At 40.7% G+C, this 18,032-nt stretch carries 17 protein-coding genes and 1 pseudogene; 9 read left to right on the forward strand and 9 right to left on the reverse strand.

Going from position 1 to position 18,032, the window contains the following annotated elements; translation table 11 throughout:
* Positions 1-194 precede the first annotated feature (194 nt).
* Together ACXX53_RS06910 and ACXX53_RS06915 are read left to right on the forward strand one after the other, a co-directional pair.
* Entirely contained in the window at positions 195-995 is an 801-nt protein-coding gene (locus ACXX53_RS06910) for a hypothetical protein (RefSeq protein ID WP_458567898.1), read from the forward strand.
* 240 nt (positions 996-1,235) lie between these two features.
* Positions 1,236-4,502 (forward strand): family 10 glycosylhydrolase, encoded by a 3,267-nt coding sequence (locus tag ACXX53_RS06915; protein WP_458567899.1) that lies wholly within the window; start codon positions 1,236-1,238, stop codon positions 4,500-4,502.
* A 223-nt stretch (positions 4,503-4,725) separates the two neighbouring features.
* On the opposite strand, the gene ACXX53_RS06920 is transcribed toward ACXX53_RS06915, so the two are convergent.
* Positions 4,726-5,112 (reverse strand): YmaF family protein, encoded by a 387-nt coding sequence (locus ACXX53_RS06920; RefSeq protein ID WP_458567900.1) that lies wholly within the window; start codon positions 5,110-5,112, stop codon positions 4,726-4,728.
* Positions 5,113-5,258: 146 nt separating this feature from the next.
* On the opposite strand from ACXX53_RS06920, the gene ACXX53_RS06925 reads away from it, so the two are divergent.
* From ACXX53_RS06925 to ACXX53_RS06940, 4 genes are all read left to right on the forward strand, one after another.
* Complete coding sequence (locus tag ACXX53_RS06925; RefSeq protein WP_458567901.1) at positions 5,259-5,954, forward strand: response regulator transcription factor; 696 nt, start codon at positions 5,259-5,261, stop codon at positions 5,952-5,954.
* A gap of 3 nt (positions 5,955-5,957) precedes the next feature.
* Positions 5,958-6,893: a sensor histidine kinase gene (locus tag ACXX53_RS06930; RefSeq protein WP_458567902.1), complete on the forward strand. Its 936-nt coding sequence runs from the start codon at positions 5,958-5,960 to the stop codon at positions 6,891-6,893.
* A 138-nt stretch (positions 6,894-7,031) separates the two neighbouring features.
* On the forward strand, positions 7,032-7,955 hold the full coding sequence (locus ACXX53_RS06935; protein ID WP_458567903.1) for an ATP-binding cassette domain-containing protein: 924 nt from the start codon (positions 7,032-7,034) through the stop codon (positions 7,953-7,955).
* Positions 7,948-8,625 carry an ABC transporter permease gene (locus ACXX53_RS06940; protein WP_458567904.1) on the forward strand — a complete coding sequence of 226 codons (678 nt, stop codon included), beginning with the start codon at positions 7,948-7,950 and terminating at the stop codon, positions 8,623-8,625. The genes ACXX53_RS06935 and ACXX53_RS06940 overlap by 8 nt, the downstream gene beginning before the upstream one ends.
* Before the next feature lie 573 nt (positions 8,626-9,198).
* Here the strand turns inward: ACXX53_RS06940 and ACXX53_RS06945 are convergent.
* Positions 9,199-9,627: a hypothetical protein gene (locus ACXX53_RS06945; protein WP_458567905.1), complete on the reverse strand. Its 429-nt coding sequence runs from the start codon at positions 9,625-9,627 to the stop codon at positions 9,199-9,201.
* A gap of 207 nt (positions 9,628-9,834) precedes the next feature.
* On the opposite strand from ACXX53_RS06945, the gene ACXX53_RS06950 reads away from it, so the two are divergent.
* A complete protein-coding gene (locus ACXX53_RS06950; protein ID WP_458567906.1) occupies positions 9,835-9,993 on the forward strand; it encodes an asparagine synthase in 159 nt (52 codons plus the stop codon).
* A 114-nt stretch (positions 9,994-10,107) separates the two neighbouring features.
* Here ACXX53_RS06950 and ACXX53_RS06955 read toward each other — a convergent pair whose 3' ends face one another.
* Positions 10,108-10,320 (reverse strand): DUF378 domain-containing protein, encoded by a 213-nt coding sequence (locus tag ACXX53_RS06955; RefSeq protein WP_458568362.1) that lies wholly within the window; start codon positions 10,318-10,320, stop codon positions 10,108-10,110.
* Between the two features lie 391 nt (positions 10,321-10,711).
* Between ACXX53_RS06955 and ACXX53_RS06960 the strand changes: the two genes are divergently transcribed.
* The gene (locus tag ACXX53_RS06960; protein ID WP_458567907.1) at positions 10,712-11,155 is read left to right on the forward strand and encodes a MarR family winged helix-turn-helix transcriptional regulator; all 444 of its coding nucleotides are present in this window, start codon (positions 10,712-10,714) and stop codon (positions 11,153-11,155) included.
* A gap of 73 nt (positions 11,156-11,228) precedes the next feature.
* The gene (locus ACXX53_RS06965) at positions 11,229-12,095 is read left to right on the forward strand and encodes an SDR family oxidoreductase (protein WP_458567908.1); all 867 of its coding nucleotides are present in this window, start codon (positions 11,229-11,231) and stop codon (positions 12,093-12,095) included.
* Positions 12,096-12,392: 297 nt separating this feature from the next.
* Here ACXX53_RS06965 and ACXX53_RS06970 read toward each other — a convergent pair whose 3' ends face one another.
* The 6 genes and pseudogenes from ACXX53_RS06970 to ACXX53_RS06995 form a co-directional block, all read right to left on the reverse strand.
* Complete coding sequence (locus tag ACXX53_RS06970) at positions 12,393-12,833, reverse strand: DUF6097 family protein (protein ID WP_458567909.1); 441 nt, start codon at positions 12,831-12,833, stop codon at positions 12,393-12,395.
* Between the two features lie 491 nt (positions 12,834-13,324).
* The gene (locus tag ACXX53_RS06975; RefSeq protein WP_458567910.1) at positions 13,325-13,876 is read right to left on the reverse strand and encodes a hypothetical protein; all 552 of its coding nucleotides are present in this window, start codon (positions 13,874-13,876) and stop codon (positions 13,325-13,327) included.
* 402 nt (positions 13,877-14,278) lie between these two features.
* A complete protein-coding gene (locus ACXX53_RS06980; protein ID WP_458567911.1) occupies positions 14,279-15,169 on the reverse strand; it encodes a phosphotransferase in 891 nt (296 codons plus the stop codon).
* 478 nt (positions 15,170-15,647) lie between these two features.
* Positions 15,648-16,199, reverse strand: coding sequence for a hypothetical protein (locus ACXX53_RS06985; protein WP_458567912.1), 552 nt, complete (start codon positions 16,197-16,199; stop codon positions 15,648-15,650).
* A gap of 56 nt (positions 16,200-16,255) precedes the next feature.
* Positions 16,256-17,266, reverse strand: a complete 1,011-nt coding sequence (locus tag ACXX53_RS06990) for a serine hydrolase domain-containing protein (protein WP_458567913.1) — start codon at positions 17,264-17,266, stop codon at positions 16,256-16,258.
* Positions 17,267-17,499: 233 nt separating this feature from the next.
* Positions 17,500-17,844: pseudogene (locus ACXX53_RS06995) on the reverse strand (IS110 family transposase); the annotation flags it as partial.
* Positions 17,845-18,032: the final 188 nt, after the last annotated feature.

Here is an 18,032-nt window from a genome sequence, read left to right on the forward strand (position 1 = left end):
TAGCAACCTGTTCGCGACCTGATGTCCATATATCGAGTAAGATTACCGTCCCGAATACACCAATAGATATTAACTATGTATGGTTAACGTCCTTAAATAAATCTGTAATCTTTCTGTACGTTAGAAAACCAATATACAATACCGGCAAAATCGCCCCCAAAAAGGCTTGTTCTCTCTTCGAAAGAGACAGCCGTGTGATCAAGCATGCTGATGTTCGCATTCGACAAGTTTATGCCAATACCATCATTCGTTATATGAAAAAGAAGGCTACTAAAGATTTGGCGTTATCTACTTCTTTCCTAGGAGGGGACCGCATCATGAAGGAGCGTTTTTGGTTGATTTTTCACAATCAGACCAAAAAATCAGCCGCTTGGATTTCCTGCCTCATATTAATCTTAATCCTTGCTGGAGGCACTTTAGTCTCTTGTCAAAGCCAGTCCATTCAAAGAGAAGGTAAGGGTGGTTTTGCCAAGCTTTATACCTTATTCGGTTCATCAGAAAAGGATGTGTTTGCATCCTTATCACTGAATACAGGAGAAAATGTCGACAAAACAGTTTTAAGTCCCAACAGTACGGACTATCTGTTGAAGCAACCTGTTCAAGTATACGGTCATTCGAGTCAAGTGCAATTCGGTTTCTATAATGATGTTCTGATGGCACTGCAATATCGGTTTAACAACCATCAGGACGCATTTGATGTCAGTAAGTCGTTAAGAGATGAACTGGGTAAACTGCATGGCCAACCTAGTACGATTGATGGTCATCCAAACAAGCTGGATACATTGACAGCTTTGCCGAATGGACGAACTTTACCTGTAGACTTTTTGGAGGAATGGAGCATCACGGTCGATCCACAGATTTTAATAGCTTTATTCGGAGATACAACTCATTCTGTTAACCTGGAACTGCGACTCTCTTTGCTTGACGAAACCCATGCTTCCGTGACTGTACGCTATTCAGCGAATCGCAATAGTTTACTGAAGTCTAGTCCTTGAACGAAAGGTTGAAAGCGGTAGCCTGGGATGGGAAGATAAAGTCCTAGACTGCCGCTATTTTTTTGAAGAACCCTTTTAGGTCCATTGGATTAATTTGATCATTTCTACAAAAGACGACACAGATGTGCTTATTACGCTATGTACAAGCCTGCATGAAATTTCTATACTATCAATGAAATAAAAAATGAAATTTTATTTCGCGAATAGAAATCCAGATCCCATGTTGAAGGAGGCTCAATCATGAATGTTCCTCATCAATTAAGACGGAAATGGCTAACAGCAATCATCATTACTAGTTTATTCTTCACAAGTGTTGTCAACATTTCGGCGGCGGCATCACAATCACGTTCTAGCAACTCGGACACTACTGATATCCAGATTAACTACGAAGGACCACCAGAGTGGATGCCGCAGATTGAACCGGATTATTCACTCGAATTGCCTGTTTCCTCTTCATCTACAGTCAACAACGCATTTGCCTCCAATGTTATGTCCTCACTGTTGGAAGACTTCGAACAGACGAATCACTTATCGGCATCTTCAGTTAGAGCTGTACTGGGATCGGTGACATTGAAAACCTCAACCAGACCTTATCCCGTCATGCACGGCAATCAGGCTGTCCAATTAAACTATGATTTTACAGGAACAACGGGAACATCCGCAGCCTATCTGAACTTCAAGGCTCAAGATGGTTCTATCGGCGTACCTATGACAGATAATCCAACACAAATTGGATTATGGGTCTATGGAGACGGTCAATCTCATTGGCTTCGCGCACTGATACAAGATGCGACAGGTGCTAAAGCTACAATCGACCTTACGGCAAGCCGGGGATTGAACTGGAAAGGATGGCGTTACATAACGGCTGATTTGCCGGCAAATGCCGCAGCTCCATTACGACTCAATCAGATCTATGTTGTAGAAACGAATGATCTGAACAAGAATGCTGGTGCCATCTTATTTGATGATATACGGACGGTGAGCGGCAGCACCAATATTTATGAAGTCACGATCCAAGGTCTCAAGCCGATGCAGCTTATGGAAAGTCAAACTGTTCGTATCTCCGCTGCTAAGAGTGGAGTGGCAGCCCCGCTAGATGTCAGTCACCAAGCTCAGCTTATTAGCAGCCATCCGGATATCGTGCGGGTGAATCAAGATGGATCACTTACTGCTGTATCTGCTGGTACAGCATCGATCCAAGCGGTTCATCAAGGCATATATTCTGAACCGTACCAGGTGAATGTGACAGAGGTTGCACCGCATTTGCAATCCCTGAAGCTCTATGGGTTACCTAGTCTGGAGATCGGCATGATAAATCAAACTGAAACGTTTGCCCTTTACGAGGGCACAACGAAGCCAGTGAAGATGCTTAATGACATTAAATACACCAGCTCAGCTCCACATATTGCTTTGATAGATCCAAATGGTGTTGTATCAGCACTACAATCTGGTGAAACGGTCATTCAAGCCGTTTACGGCGCATCAGCTTCATCCTATACTTTACAGGTTACAGCCCCAATTCCGACGCTAGCTGAGATCAAGCTGTCAGGTTTGAGGGCGATGCATGTGGGTGAATCGCTTGCTGCTAAAGTCGTTGGCACTTATACTAGCGGCGATCAAAAGGAGATTACAGAAGCCATCACATTCAGCAGCAGCGCGCCTAGTGTGGCAGCGATTGATTCACAAGGAAATGTTACTGCATTAAAAGTAGGAGTGAGCCTTATAACAGCCACAGTGGATGGTAAGAAGGATTATACAACGCTTGTCGTATATGAATCCGAAGCAGCACCAAAACGAGAGCTTAGAGCCGCTTGGATCGCTTCAGTTGTCAATATCGACTGGCCACAAGCAGGTGTGGTGACGAAGGAAGAACAGAAGAAGGACTTTATCGATCTGCTTGATCAACTGAAAGAGATCGGAATGAATGCTGTCGTTGTTCAGATTAAACCGACTGCTGATGCCTTCTATCCATCTAAATACGCACCTTGGTCCGAATGGCTGACTGGGGAACAAGGTAAAGATCCAGGCTATGATCCACTTGCCTTCATGGTAGAAGAAGTACACAAGCGGAATATGGAATTCCATGCATGGTTCAATCCGTACCGTGTCAGCATGCAGCCAGATATCAATAAGCTGGTAAAGGATCATCCTGTACGTCAGAATCCGGACTGGGTTGTATCCTATGGAGGAAAATTGTATCTGAATCCAGGCATTCCAGCTGTAAAACAATACGTTACAGATAGCATCATGGAGGCTGTTCAGCTATATGATATCGACGCGGTTCATTTTGATGATTATTTCTATCCTTACAAAGTGGCAGGTGTTGATTTCCCAGATCAGCAAGCCTTTGAACAATATGGTGCTGGCTTTAGCAGCAAAGATGAATGGCGCCGCAACAACGTAAATACATTTGTTGAGCAGTTGTCTATTAAGATTAAACAGGCGAAGCCTTATGTCAAGTTTGGTATTAGTCCTTTCGGAGTATGGCGCAATAAGTCTACTGATCCTGAAGGGTCGGATACGAGCGCTGGTGTTCAAACCTACGATGATCTATATGCGGATACACGACTCTGGGTTCGCAAGGGATGGATTGATTATGTAACTCCGCAGATCTATTGGAGCTTTGGCTTTACACCTGCAGCATATGAGAAGGTACTTGATTGGTGGACGAATGAAACGAAAGGAACTAGAACCCAACTATATGTCGGCCATGCCACCTACAAGGTAGGGACGACTGGTGATCCCGCGTGGTTGAATCCAGAAGAATTACCGAATCAAGTTAACTATTTGCGCAGCGGTAAAATGGCAGATGGCAGTATATATTTTAGTACAAAAGATGTGTTAGCTAATCCGTTAGGCTCAACCGATCGTTTAAAGCAGGAGCTTTATCGGACGAAGGCATTAGTTCCAGAGATGCCATGGTTGAATGTCGCGCCTCCTGTTGCGCCTAAGGTGCTGACTGCGTTAGTAGATCATCAAGGAGTACAGCTTACTTGGAATGGTGACCTGCGTGACAACAATACCTACTACGTCATTTATCGAGCAGAAGGGAACGAAGCTCCTGACATTACGAATCCAGCCTTCATATTGGATACAGTGAGACCGAAAGCAAAGCAGTTGAATCCAATCATCACCTATAAAGATACGGCTGCTGAGCGTGGTAAAGTCTATACGTATGTAATAACAGCAGTTAATCGCGTGCATCAGGAGAGTAAACCAACACCAAGCGCTACAATTATGAATGAAGAGATTGTGAAGCTCATACTGAAAGGTAAAACTAGTATGAAGATAGGTGAAACGCAGCAACTATCTGTAGTCGGCATAACCAAAAGCGGAACTGAAGTTCAAATGGATGATGCGGTATCGTTCCATACAGGAGAGAATAAAGTGGTCGACATCGATAAAAATGGCGCAGTAACCGCACTGAGGAAAGGAACTTCCGCCATTATGGCCAGATATGGTGTAATGGTCTCACACCCGCTGGTTGTTAGGGTGAGCGATAAGTAGAATAATGTAATTAAGAAAGCTTCACTCTCATATGAGGGCGAAGCTTTCTTTTTTGATGAGATCGGGGCAGATTGAATTATAGTTTACATAATATATGTTATGTTGCTCTATGATTGCGAGTGGAGGAAATTTTCGTTCATTAACATTCAATTGCAATCGTTTATGAGGCATCGTAAACTTGGAATATATTATCTTCGTTTACAGATATGGTGTCTGTATTGAATTAAGTACTAACGACATTTCCTGTTTGACCGCGATAGGCATGCGAATGAGGGTGGGCGCCATTAATTGTCGTATAGCCCTCAAATAAGTGATAATGCCCACCTCCAGGTAGAGTAATAGCTGGGCCAGTCGTTCCCTGAATAATATGCGTATGGCCTTGATCCAATGAAGTAACCGTATTGTATCCATGTACATGTGGTACTCCTGTAGGGGCAGGTGCAGTCCAACTCGAATATTGATGTGAATGTCCATCATTCATAGTAGTAACACCGGAAAAGCCATGTACGTGGACAGGGTTGCCATTCCAAGATGTTATATATAGTTTGTGTGAATGATGCAAATCATCATCTCCAGAATCCATCACGAATCCGGTAACGGGAATTTTCATGTGGAACTCCTTTCGGTAAGTAGTTGTAGTATGGGAATAGCTTATGAATCATGACGTTTGTCTGGAAACGGCTATAGCCTATGTAATATGAAGTAAGCCCAGCACACTGGCGTGGGTTATCAGAATAAATGAATGGAAGTGCTTACATGCAAAAGGTTATTCTTCTTGTGGAGGACGATCGAGAAATTAGTCAACTGGTTACGAGCCACCTAAGACAGGAGAATTATAATGTACTTACGGCATTTGATGGAGAAGAAGCGTTGTCTCTATTTGAAAATAATAAGATAGATTTAATCCTGCTGGATTTAATGCTTCCCAAGCTAAGCGGAATGGAGCTGCTTAAAAAGATAAGAGCAACAAGCTTGACTCCCGTACTGATTCTTTCCGCTAAAGGAAGCGATCTTGATAAGGCGTTAGGCCTTGGCTTTGGTGCAGATGATTATGTTAGCAAGCCTTTTTCAATGATTGAACTTGTAGCTAGAGCTAATGCCGTCATTCGCAGGGCCACACAATATGTTCCTACAGTAGAACTCCCTGCTTCACATAAAATTCAATTTAAAGATCTCTCCCTTGACTTGGAATCCTTTACCGTGCAAGTTCAAGATAAAACCGTACAACTCACATCGAAAGAATTTCATATTTTGAAGCTGTTTCTCACCAATCAAAGCAGAGTATTTACAAAGGAACAAATATTTCATTTTATATGGGAAGAAGACTATTACGGCAATGAAAATGTGATTAATGTTCATATTAGGAGACTTCGCGAAAAAATCGAAGTAGATCCCTCAAATCCGGAATACATTCGAACAATATGGGGAATCGGCTATAAGTTAGGTGATTAGTGTATGGTCATAAGTTTATGTATTCTCATTGTCATTCTGCTTATCGTGATTGGACTCCAGTATCATTCGAAGAGAACAGTGGATAAACAGCTTACCGAAATACTGAACAAGTTATCGGATATAGTTGATCATGAATCAGCTGAAAAGGTGTTAATGCCAACCGATCAGAAAACGATTAGACTCTTCCTCGTTCAGATCAATCGCCTGTTAGATCGCAATCAAAAGGTCATCGCAGACTATGCGAGATCGAAAGATAGCTTAAGGAAAATGATGTCCAACATGTCACACGATCTGAAAACACCATTAACAGTCATTTTAGGCTATGTGGAGCAATTAAAATTAGGTCATGGTATGAGTGAGGTAGAACGGAGCGATGTAACTTTCCGCCTTCACCAAAAGACAGTTAGTGTCATTACGCTGCTGAATCAATTCTTCGATCTTGTGAAACTGGAATCTGATGATTTCATTCTCCCTTTGAGTAAAATCTGTATCAATGAAGTTTGCAGAAAGAATGTGCTCGAATATTATGCACTTTTGCAATCTAAAAACCTTAAAGTAGAAATTAACATCCCTGAGGAGAATGTTTTTATTCTTGGGAATGAAGCAGCCTTAAATCGAGTCTTCAGCAATCTAATCTCCAATGCGATTCGTTATGGAAGTGATGGAGGAGTGTTTGGTTTAACGATCCGAGAAGATGGAGACTCTATCGCCATTGATATCTGGGACAAAGGCAAAGGGATAGATGAGATCCATCAAGATCGGGTGTTTGAACGATTATATACATTAGATGATGCCAGAAATCCGAATTTTCAAGGAAGCGGACTGGGACTGAGTATAACGAAACACTTAACGGAAGCCATGAAAGGTTCGATCTATTTAAAAAGCAGGCCTTATGAGAAAACCGTTTTTACTTGCATGTTTAACCGAATCTCGTATTAATCGATTACAAGAGGGTGCCCGTGGGAAACATCCTCTTTTTCATGTTACATATTCCAAACTTAAGAAATTTGTAAGGATTGAGAAAGAAATAAGAAAATACTGATCTGTATGATTAAAGTACAGAGAGGAGGAGACCGGATGAATTATGTTGTGAAAACAGCCGGACTCACTAAACGAGTTAAGGATAAGGATCTCGTAACAGATATTAATCTTCATATTCGAAAAGGTGAAATTTACGGGTTACTTGGGCAAAATGGTGCTGGTAAGACAACTATTATGAAAATGATCACCGGAATTACGAAGCCAACAAGCGGTGAAATCCAATTATTTGATCAGACGCTAACAGAGCGCTCCAAGTCAGTTTTAAAGAGAGTAGGCAGTATCATCGAATATCCGATTTTGTTCGAACATTTAACAGCATTAGATAATTTGAAGCTGCACTGCGAATATTTGGGGTATTACGATGAAAAAGGGATGATGCATGCGCTGGATATGGTTCATTTAAGAGGAGTTGAGAATAAAAAGGTAAAGGAATTTTCCCTTGGAATGAAGCAGCGGCTTGGTCTGGCAAGAGCAATCGTAGTAAAACCAGAACTCATTATCCTGGATGAACCGACAAATGGTCTAGATCCGATTGGTATAAAGGATATTCGAGATCTAATCATGATGCTTAACAAGGAATATGGGATTACCTTTCTTCTATCCAGCCATATATTAGGTGAGATGGAGCAGGTTGCAGACAGAATTGGCGTTATCAAGAATGGAATGCTTGTCGATGAGGTAAGTTTGGAAGATATACGAAAGCAGCATACTGATTATATCGAGCTACAGACAACGAATGTGGAACAAACCGTTTATTTACTTGAGAAAGAGCTTTGTATAACCAATATGAAAATGATCCATGGGAACAGAATTCGAATCTACGATTTGTCTCACACTCAAAATGACATTTCCAAACTGTTAATTGTGAATGATATCGGATTAGAAGAGATCCAGAAGCATTCCAGTTCATTGGAGGACTATTTTTATAGGCAAATCAATGGGGGTGGGATGAATGACTAAGTTGATTCGATTGGAATGGAGAAAACTAAACCAATTAAACGTTTGGATGGAGTTACTCATTTACATGCTCATCCTTATGTTTTTGCCGGTATTTTTTATTAAGCAGGTTATACCTGCCTTCGGACAAAGTTATGCTGCAGCCATTGAACTAAACGGATTCATCCAGATGGGCTATGTGTTGTTTGGTGGATCGTTAATCAATCATGTCTTTATTGAAGATTATAAGAACAAGACCATCTCGCTTTCTTTCGGATATCCGATCAGCAGACAAAAGCTGTTTACTGCAAAAATACTGTTCATCGCACTCTTTGTCTTTTTGGCCACCATCATCTCATTTATTTTATCTGGATTGGTAACGTATGTGGTGGATCAGGTATATCCCATTATTAATGGAGAGCCTACAATTCAAGATATGTTGAAGTATTTGAACACTATGGTGATTTACTCGATTATGACGACTCTAACTAGTTTTATTCCGCTCTTTTACTTTGGAATATGGAAAAGGGCAGTTGTGCCAACCATCATATGTTCGCTCTTTGCCATGCAATTGCCCAATTTTTCAACATTTATGAATCTCAATCCTGATGTTGTCGTCATCATACTGAGTATATTAGGGGCATTAAGCATCTTTCTTTCGATAAAGACTACGGAAAGTATAAGTGAGATATAGAAGATAAGTTTCCACTATATAATAGTAAGTGAAAAAGGGGATAGAAACACCCTGAGGAGAAATCATTCCAGGGTGTTTTGAATTATTTAGTTTGAAATTAGGCAAAAGTTAGAAGTATGATCTTAGTGCAAAATGAAAAATACAAGAAATGCTTCAAGATTCATAGTGGCCAATACGGATATTGGATTGATGAATTTCTTAGGCATATTGAAATCAATCTAAAAAGGATCACAGAATTAAGTAATTATCATAAACTAGCTTATACAGATGGTGAAAGATTAACTCTGAGCTAAATTCATAAACTTGCACACATAAATACGAATTAATATGGTTAGTTTGAGGTGAATGTAATATAAGTTCAGAATATATGTAATTGGACAAATTTAGGGCTGATCGATGTGCCTCAGACATATTCCGTTAATACTCTTTCACAAAACCCGTATTTTGTACATATGTCTATAAAGTCAGATCCGTCCTTTTTCCGTATACTCTTTTTGGGACACTGATGATATTACTATCTTCCAATGCCCTTCTATATGGTCTATTTCTATACCTCTCATGGCTTGGTGATCTTTACAGAAACTTTTTTAATTGTTGAATGTTATTTTCCTCAAACCTCAACAGCTTTTCCATGAGACCTACAATCTGATGTTCTGCCTGTTGATATCGTTTGATGTTCTTCACCGCATCAATTACACCCATATTACTTCCTATAATTAGAATTTCAGAAATATGAGAAGGTGTTTTGTTGGTCAGCGTTTGCATGTTGATCATCAGATAGGTTTTGATTTTGTCAAATGTGCTAATCCCTTTTTCATCATATCCGTTATTATTTAATAGTGACCTTGCAGTATTATTAATTTCTTGGTACTCATTCAACTGGGAATGTAAATGTTTCTTGAAATTTTCATCTTCGACAATGCCAATCAACTGGTGTATTGTATCTACCCCCATTTGAGAATTCTGATATATAAAATTCAAAAGTTCTGCATTTCCACTCATGTGATATCACGCTCCTTTAACGTTTAGTATGAGTGCCAATCAACTTAAGTATTCATAAAAATTACAGCACCAACAGGAATGTAACCAATCCTACCCGGTTGCTTAATCTTCTTCCTGCAAAAAAACTTCCATTGAGAATTGAATATTTTATTTTATTTGATTCATAGTAATTTCTGTCTTTCAACAAACCAAACAGGAGTGATTACATTGCGTGAAGGATTGGTCCCTACAGTTCTTGGAACAGTGGTTACGGCTTCAGCGGCTTCACTGCTTGGAAGCAAGTATAAACTTGCTGCCGTAGGTGTGCTTGGTTTTGGTCTAGCACATGTCGTATTGGGTGCGATTGACCTATTTGAACACCGGTAATCATCACTTGGAAAGACCAGGGAGAACTTCTCCCTGTTTTTTTATTTTCTCAACCTTAGCTAAAAGGCCCAAAACAAAAAAACATGCCGCCTGATGAGCAGCATGTTACATATTTTACTTGGCTTCTGCGCCGTTACTCACATCATTAATAAATTTAAATGAGTAAATTGCACATATGCCAACGATTATATAGATGGTACGTGCAAACCATGAATCCTGACCGCCGAAAATCGAAGCAACCAAATCATACTGGAATAATCCCACCAAAAGCCAATTAAGCCCACCTACAATCAACAAAATCAAGGCTATGACGTTGAAAGTTTTCATTTTTTCACTCCATTTCATGTAAACATTTTTTTGTCTCAGGGAAAGAAATCTAATAATAGGTTTGCCCTATTCCGCATTTTTATTCCATAATTAAACAAGTTACGATAAATATTTTGCCAAATTTTTCGACAAACACCTAACCACTCAGACAGACTCTATCACTTGAATTATTAAACAAAAAAACCGCGAATTCCGAGACTTCGACGAGCGTGTGTTTGGTTCAATTCAAGATATGAGTCATGATATGAGCGCTCTCATTCATACAACTCCGTTTCAAAGGATAATAATTTTTTTTATACGACTTTGTTTTTATCGTATTGACTTCCCCTAAACTAGTTAGTACACTAACTATTATGGAGAGATTCATAAAACTTGAACAATGGAGGTTGAAATGAAATTTGTCGGTTATTTAATCATGAAAATCGCCAAGGATCTTCGGTATGAACTTGCAAAGGAGCTTGAATCTTTGGATCTAACACCCGCACAATGGGCCGTTTTAAAGTATATTGATATGAAAGAAGAAATGAATAACTCCTTAAATGAACGAACTTCTAAGTCCGTTGCACACGAGCTTGAATTTGATAAACCAACCGTTTCAGGTATCATTAATCGTTTAGAGATGAAAAATATGATCCATAAGCAGCCTCATTCCCAGGATAAACGATCCTTTATATTGTCACTAACAAAAGAAGCAAAGCAGCTTATTCCTCATCTTGAAGAAGCAAGTGAGCGCGTTATGATAAGATCACTGTCTGATCTTTCCCCTGGAGAATGTACACAATTTCTTGAATATCTCCAAAAGGTGAATTCTACACTACATCATGCAAATGTATAAGCACTCTATAAAAATAATTATGTAGTAAGTGCACTAACTAAGTAGTTCGAAATATTCTTTAGGAGAAGTTGATATGACCACCATATTAGTAACAGGATCTACAGGGAATATCGGGAATTACGTTGTAACTGAGCTACTCAAACGAGAGGCAAAGGTTCGAGCCGTAGTGACCAACATAGAGAGAGCAAAAACATTTTTTCAACCGCATCCCAATTTAGAAATTGCACCATTTGATTTTCTCCAACCCTCCACCTATCCAGCAGCGCTCAAGGACATAAAAAAAATCTTCTTAATACGTCCACCTCAACTAGCAAAACCAAAAAAGGATATACTCCCCTTCCTGCAAGCTGCTAAATCGGCTGGAGTTGAGCACATTGTATTCGTATCTTTAATCGGCGTGGAAAAGAACCCTGTTGTTCCGCATCACAAAATCGAAAATTTGATCCTTGAAATAGGCTTTACCTACACTTTCTTGCGTCCAAGTTTTTTTATGCAGAATTTGAATACCACACACCGTGAAGATATTTCGATTCGCAACGAATTATACATTCCTGTAGGGAAGGCAAAAACCAGTTTCATTGATACACGTGATATTGGAGAAGCCGCTGCAATATGCCTTACCCATGTAGGACATGAGAATAAGAAATATGAATTAACAGGTCTCGAAGCCCTTAGCTATGATGAAGTCGCTACCATAATGTCTAGAATCTTAGGTCGCAAAATTGTATATATAAACCCAAATGTTTTTGCATTTAGAAAAACATGTATTAAGCGAGGCATGCCAAAGGGGTTCGCAAATGTGATGACAATGCTCTACACGATGACCAAGTTTGGTACCGCAAAAACGATAACTCATGACCTAGAAAAAATTTTAACTCATAACCCCATCACCTTTGAGCAATATGTTAAAGATCATAAAGGAGACTTCAATAAGAAGTAGAAAACAAGGAGTACTAAACCTTGGAACAGATAAATTGAATATCCTCATAAATGCAATCAGCGTCTGGAAAACGGTCTAACAAATCTTAAAAGGTGTCACCAAAGAAAGGATAAGGACCCCATTGCTCAGAAGAGGAGAAAGCATGTTTCCTGCTGGCTGCTTCAGATACCCTGGGGAGTTATCTAAGTTCTAAACGAATTGGTATCCCATCGATACGAGATCAACCGATAGCGGCTGATCTCAAAATCCATTACAACCGTGTCCAAACTCTAGGAAAGCAGTTTGCCCGAGGGTCAATCAGATGACATTCATCTGCAATTTATATTTCAGTTCGGGGTAAATACGGCCATACAGCTTCCGCCTCAACAACGAATGAAACGCGGCCAGCACCAGGGTCACTACGATCAGCACCGCGGGCACAATATACAAGACAGGATGCTCCACGAAAAAACCGAATACATCATAGTCCCGATTGATCCAGCGCCCATAAACAAAAGCGGCGGCCACAATCAGCAGTACAGGCAGGGCGAATAAACCAGACAGGATATTAACCCTTTTCATTTTTTTGTATGTAGATTGAAAAGTATCTTCGCTGAGATATTGTTCGAGCAGGATGCACTGATTATCAAAGGAATCGCTTTTTTGTACCGGCAGCTGGCTATGAGTAATATGCTTATGCAGCAAATCCAACTCATGGCTGAACTCCAACGAACTTAGAACAGCTCCTCCTACATTCATGATCGTCACCTCCCTTCACTTACAAACTCCGGCGTCATCGACAAAGTGCCGAACCAGGATTTTCCGAACATAATATTGAATTATAACGTACATTCCTGGTTTCGACAATAAATGAGAGTGAATATCAAGATTGGCCTACTGCGCCTACTGGATGCGGCTGTGCCCTAACCGGTTACAAATACCCCCTAGACTACTTGGATTCAATCGATTAAATTGTTTCGCTAAGTACTCCATCAGCAGAGTTAAAGTTATCTCGATTATATCCAGATCACCGAGTACCTTCATCAGCATTTTGTGCTGGAGAGCGTATGCTTTCAATGTTTACGAACTAAATCCTTGGATACGTTTATCAGTCTCAGACAGTCGCCACAACTCACTTAAGATCATAATGTTAGTTGAACACTTTGCTTTGGACATCAGTAAAACGCCCTTCATTTATCAATGCAGATTAACTATCAGGGCAATAATACCCGTCCAGAATATCCGACAAATCAGATGGCAGCTTGAGCCAAGTACTGCTCCACGATTTGTGCGGCGTTTTCCGCAATTTCGAAAGTTCCGTCAACATGTAGAACGGGACAGGAGAGTGTCGCCGCCCATTGTTCATGAACCCTCCGGCACGGCGATCCATCTGAATCATAACGGCGGATCATAGCGAGGAAGTCCTTATGATTCTCGAACATGTCGCCACCCGGAAGTATCCTCTCATCAAACCTAGCAAACTCTCGGGCGTTAACGCGCTCGACTCGCGTCTCAACGGGTGCCGAGTTTAACACAGCCAAGTCAAACAGCGGAACGAAAGGCGCATTATAGCTATCCATCGAGCCGGACATGACGAAGTGCGGGAACTTGGATATATCGCCCATCAATAGCTCGATCCGCTCCTCCCTTGGCTTTGTAACCGTAAATGGGATCTCAGTATCCCAACGCCATAAATAGTCGTCCAGATCAAAATGTTGAAATCCGAGCCGCTTCGCAACTTCCCTGCCAAGCGTAGTCGTCCCTGAGCCGGAGGAGCCGAATATAATAATCCCTCTTGCCATTTAATTACCGTCCTTTGTCTCACGTATCATACTCTACTAATATAAATAATTCCTACTTAATTATTTCTTACCAGTTTACCTTGTGACTCTTTAAGAATTTCCACATTTTAATTACTCGCGAAGTGATCACACAATCCTGCCCGTTAGCTTCATGAAGCATCGTCAGTCTAATACTCTATTTTCTCAGTCTACAACTTTATTTGCTGGGTCTAACACTTTATTTTTCAGTTTAAAACTTTATTATCTCCTGACAATTTGTCCTCCTCATTAAACATTGCAAATTGACTTTTAAGCCATATTTGATTCTGAACTGCAACATATTGCTCCAGATGAATGATCATATTAATTAATTTTACTTACGTTCTCCTATAGCTCAAATAAAGCTCAGGAGCTGCCTCTTTTTTACCTAAAATGATTCACCTGTTCTACCGCTTTCTCCAAAGTTGCCCACAAACCTCTCCAATAGGACCATGCCTGAAGGTATCCCCCTAAATCATTCGGATGATAGAAAATACAGCACGCCATACGTCTGTACAGAGCCAGCAGCACCTCCCTGTGCAAACCTGCGGTATCGACCGGATGCCAGTCCTTCAGCATTGCTGCAGCTGACTGGATTGTATCCAGGTCCAAATCGTCAGGGGTAGAACAGAACGCATAGACCAGATCATAGATCAACTCATCTTTCGCCGGAATCGGATCAATGACGCCGGTCAGACGCCCCTCATCGAACAGAAAGTTGTGCATGCCGAAATCCCCGTGCAGCAGATAGGCGGTCCGAACCTTTTTAATCTCCACCGCCTGCCTGCTAAGTTCGACCACAAACTGGTAGTCCCCCTCTCCGAGATGCTCTCCAATGACATCGCGTGCCCATTCAAAACCACTGATTGAACAGGATAGTCTTGCAGAGGGCTCTGGAGCGGAATCCCCAGGCACTTGCACATAGTGATTCAACACATCCTCCACCAGCGTACACATCCAGTCCTTTTTTTTCACCCGCCGCTCATCTGTCACACCTGGAATATAGCGATAAATCATAAACCGGTGACCCGAATCGACATAATGCAACGTGGGAAACAGCGCAACGGTTTCATAGGTCTTTAAAAAAGCCGCCTCCGCCTGGATGACGGCAGGCTTGTTCATTTTCACCACGAAGCGCGGCAATTTCGAGTCAGCATATCCGACGGATACAAGCGTGCTCACGGTTCCTCCTGTTAACGGAGTGTAGTCAAACGGAACCGGAACCAGCTCTCTGGACCGGACCTCCGCTAAAACCTCTTCTATTGTAATGTTCATGCAAACCATCCTCTCTTCTCATCTTAAACAGAGGGCTATTGGCACGAAGAATACGGCGAACGTCAGCCCAAAACTGACTAGCCCCAGTATATGCTGTATGATGTGGGCTTTTTTTTCTTCCCCCCAACGACCTATCTCATTCAGTATAACATGCTCTTATTAAACTAAACTGCCCGGTAGCTTAACGAAGTACTGGTAGTCTTACATATCATTTACTCAGCAAATCGGTTAACCATTCAAGTTCTAGTCCATTTTCGGCAAACCATACAAGTTCTTGTCCCAAGGAAAAGACAAGAACTTGTATGGATAAAAATAAAAAACCGCACAGCTTGCGGATTTCAATCGATATAAGTTTATGTCCTTCGAACTTCACAAATTAGTTCGTATTTATATATTACAGATTTCCCTACAGATACAACGAACCGCCTCAATCCTGGATTGGATCTGGCGGTTCAAATGATTTCCTATTGCTTAGTTGTCACGATTTATACTTCACGAAATAATCGCCATAAACCATAAGTTTTTTATTCAGTGGTTGATACCCTTTTTGGAGCAAAGATCCAATTCTTTCTGAAGCAATCGGTATCGCTTTTGTGAGAATGGCATTAACATCAAATACTTCATAAAAATTCTCATCAGCGATATCCAATACCTCATTAATTATAGATGGAACTTCGTGCTTGCTCTTTAGATCAATTCTCAAAACGCCGTAATGGTTAAATTCATCTTCGGCGCTTCTATGAAACATTTCGATAGTTCCTATTTTCTCATGAGTCTCATTTAAAATAATGGTCCATCTAACAAAATACTTGTGTTTATAGGAGTAATCCCAAAAATCTATTACCTTTTTCATCCTCTCCACCGTTTTATAGTGGAAATCATCCCCATTGCAATTGTCAGAATTAAATAATGGAACTGCTTTTTCATCAGAATAGCACCCAAGTAATTCTTCTGCATCCCCTTCATTTGTTTGCCTTATAGAAATTTGCATTTTTTTATAAGACGGACATTCTTCATAAACATTGATCATAAATGAAAATACCTCCAAATAGTTATTTTCAAATACCTCACTTATAACGTCATCAGTTACGAATGATGGTTTAAAGCCTGTGCAATAAGATTTCCAAACCTTTGAATATCAGAAACGTAATCGAACCCATTCTTCCCGCCAAAGGTCCATAGACTATTCGTCATTCGTACAACCACCGCATTGTGTTCAGGGATTACAGTACATGAGCAACCCGACGCCCCTAGGATTTGGAATGTTCCTTCAGGAAGTTCTGGTCCAATTTCGGAGTTTGTAACCTTCTTGTTTTGTATCCACCAAAAATATCCTATTCTAGGCAGTTGAACAGGCAGTGAATTAGGAGTCTTAACAGAAGTAACATCTTCAAATAAAGCCTTAGGAAGAATCTGTTGCCCTTGTATAGTCCCCTTATTCAGATGCAGGTTCCCCCACAAAGCAAGTTCTCTTGCCGTTATGTAAAGATTACGATCACTACCTTCATTTGACTCGAGTCTCAAAGTAGGATAAGTATTAGGATCATTTATATCACAGACCAGCGTTTCCTTTCCTTCTGTTCTCCACTCCGTTTGAGTAAATCCTAAAGGTTTAAACACTCGTTCACTAATGATTTCAGCGACAGTTTTTCCTGTAGCTTTTTTAATAATCTCAGCCAAAACCTCGGGTTTTTTCCCTTCAAATGACGTACCTTCTGCAAACTTACGTACTACTACGCTATTCCCCTGAAATTGTAACCCAGTTGTTCTTGTAACTAGGTGTCTTATTGTGGTGTTACCGAGAATGCTATGATCGTAGTTCTTAAGATAATTACTTATTGGCTCATCCAAGCTTTTTATTGCACCATCGTTTATGGCAATAGCAGCGGCAAGCCCAATATACGTAACTCTAGTTGAATAAACATTAAATTGAGAATATTCATCGACCTTCCTAGCACCTTTATGGAAATGATGATAACCAGAATACCATTCATGTATAATCTTGTTGTCTTTCATCACGCATATTGCAGCTGCAGAAGCAGCGATACGGTCTTTGATTTGATTTGTATATTGATCCAAATCATTAAAGAAATCCATTCTATCCACCTCAAAATGGGAATGTTTGTTCTCTTTAATGATAACATTTTTGTTAAATACTGAAAAGGCAGAAAAACAATTAATCTCCCTCTATGTTCTTTTGTTTTTTTAAAATACTAGCTTTTTCACAGCATTTCTGAGTGGACTGTGCAGACAATACGGGTTAATGTTCATCCTAGTTGAGCATCCGGTGAAAAAGGGCGAGCGCAAACAAGGGATTTGTGTACGCAGACTAGGGCTGCTTTACCCTCCCATTCCTTGAACACCTCAGTAAACTCAGGGAAAAATCGATCTAGCCAGTTGTGAACACGCTCTTGTACACGCTTCGGGTTCTTAGACAAACAGTCTCTTTCATTCATTCCCTCCCGTAAGTCGGTGTATATATCTTCAGGAGTGTGGGATACGGTGTACCTTCCGTCTTAGACCAGTTGCGAAATGACGCGTGCATCCTTTTGGTCGCTTTTGGTCGGGTTGTTGTCCCAAGGTTCCTTCGTCTTTTTCACATGCATCGGATTGACCAGAACGACCTGAATCCCTTCGCGACGCAGGAATTGAACTAGATTCATCCAGTAATGGCCCAATAGTTGAGAAAACGGCTGCCGTCGTGTCATCATTGAGCTATCGTTTCCAGGTAAACATCGCGAGGCTGTCGCGGAGTTTGATACGGCAGCCTCGCTGTGCCAGCTGGCTTTTTTTGAAAAACTCGAAATTATCACTCTACAGGAATGCTATCGTCTGATGGATTGCTACCCACATTGAGGACTTT

Source organism: Paenibacillus marinisediminis (assembly GCF_054343325.1).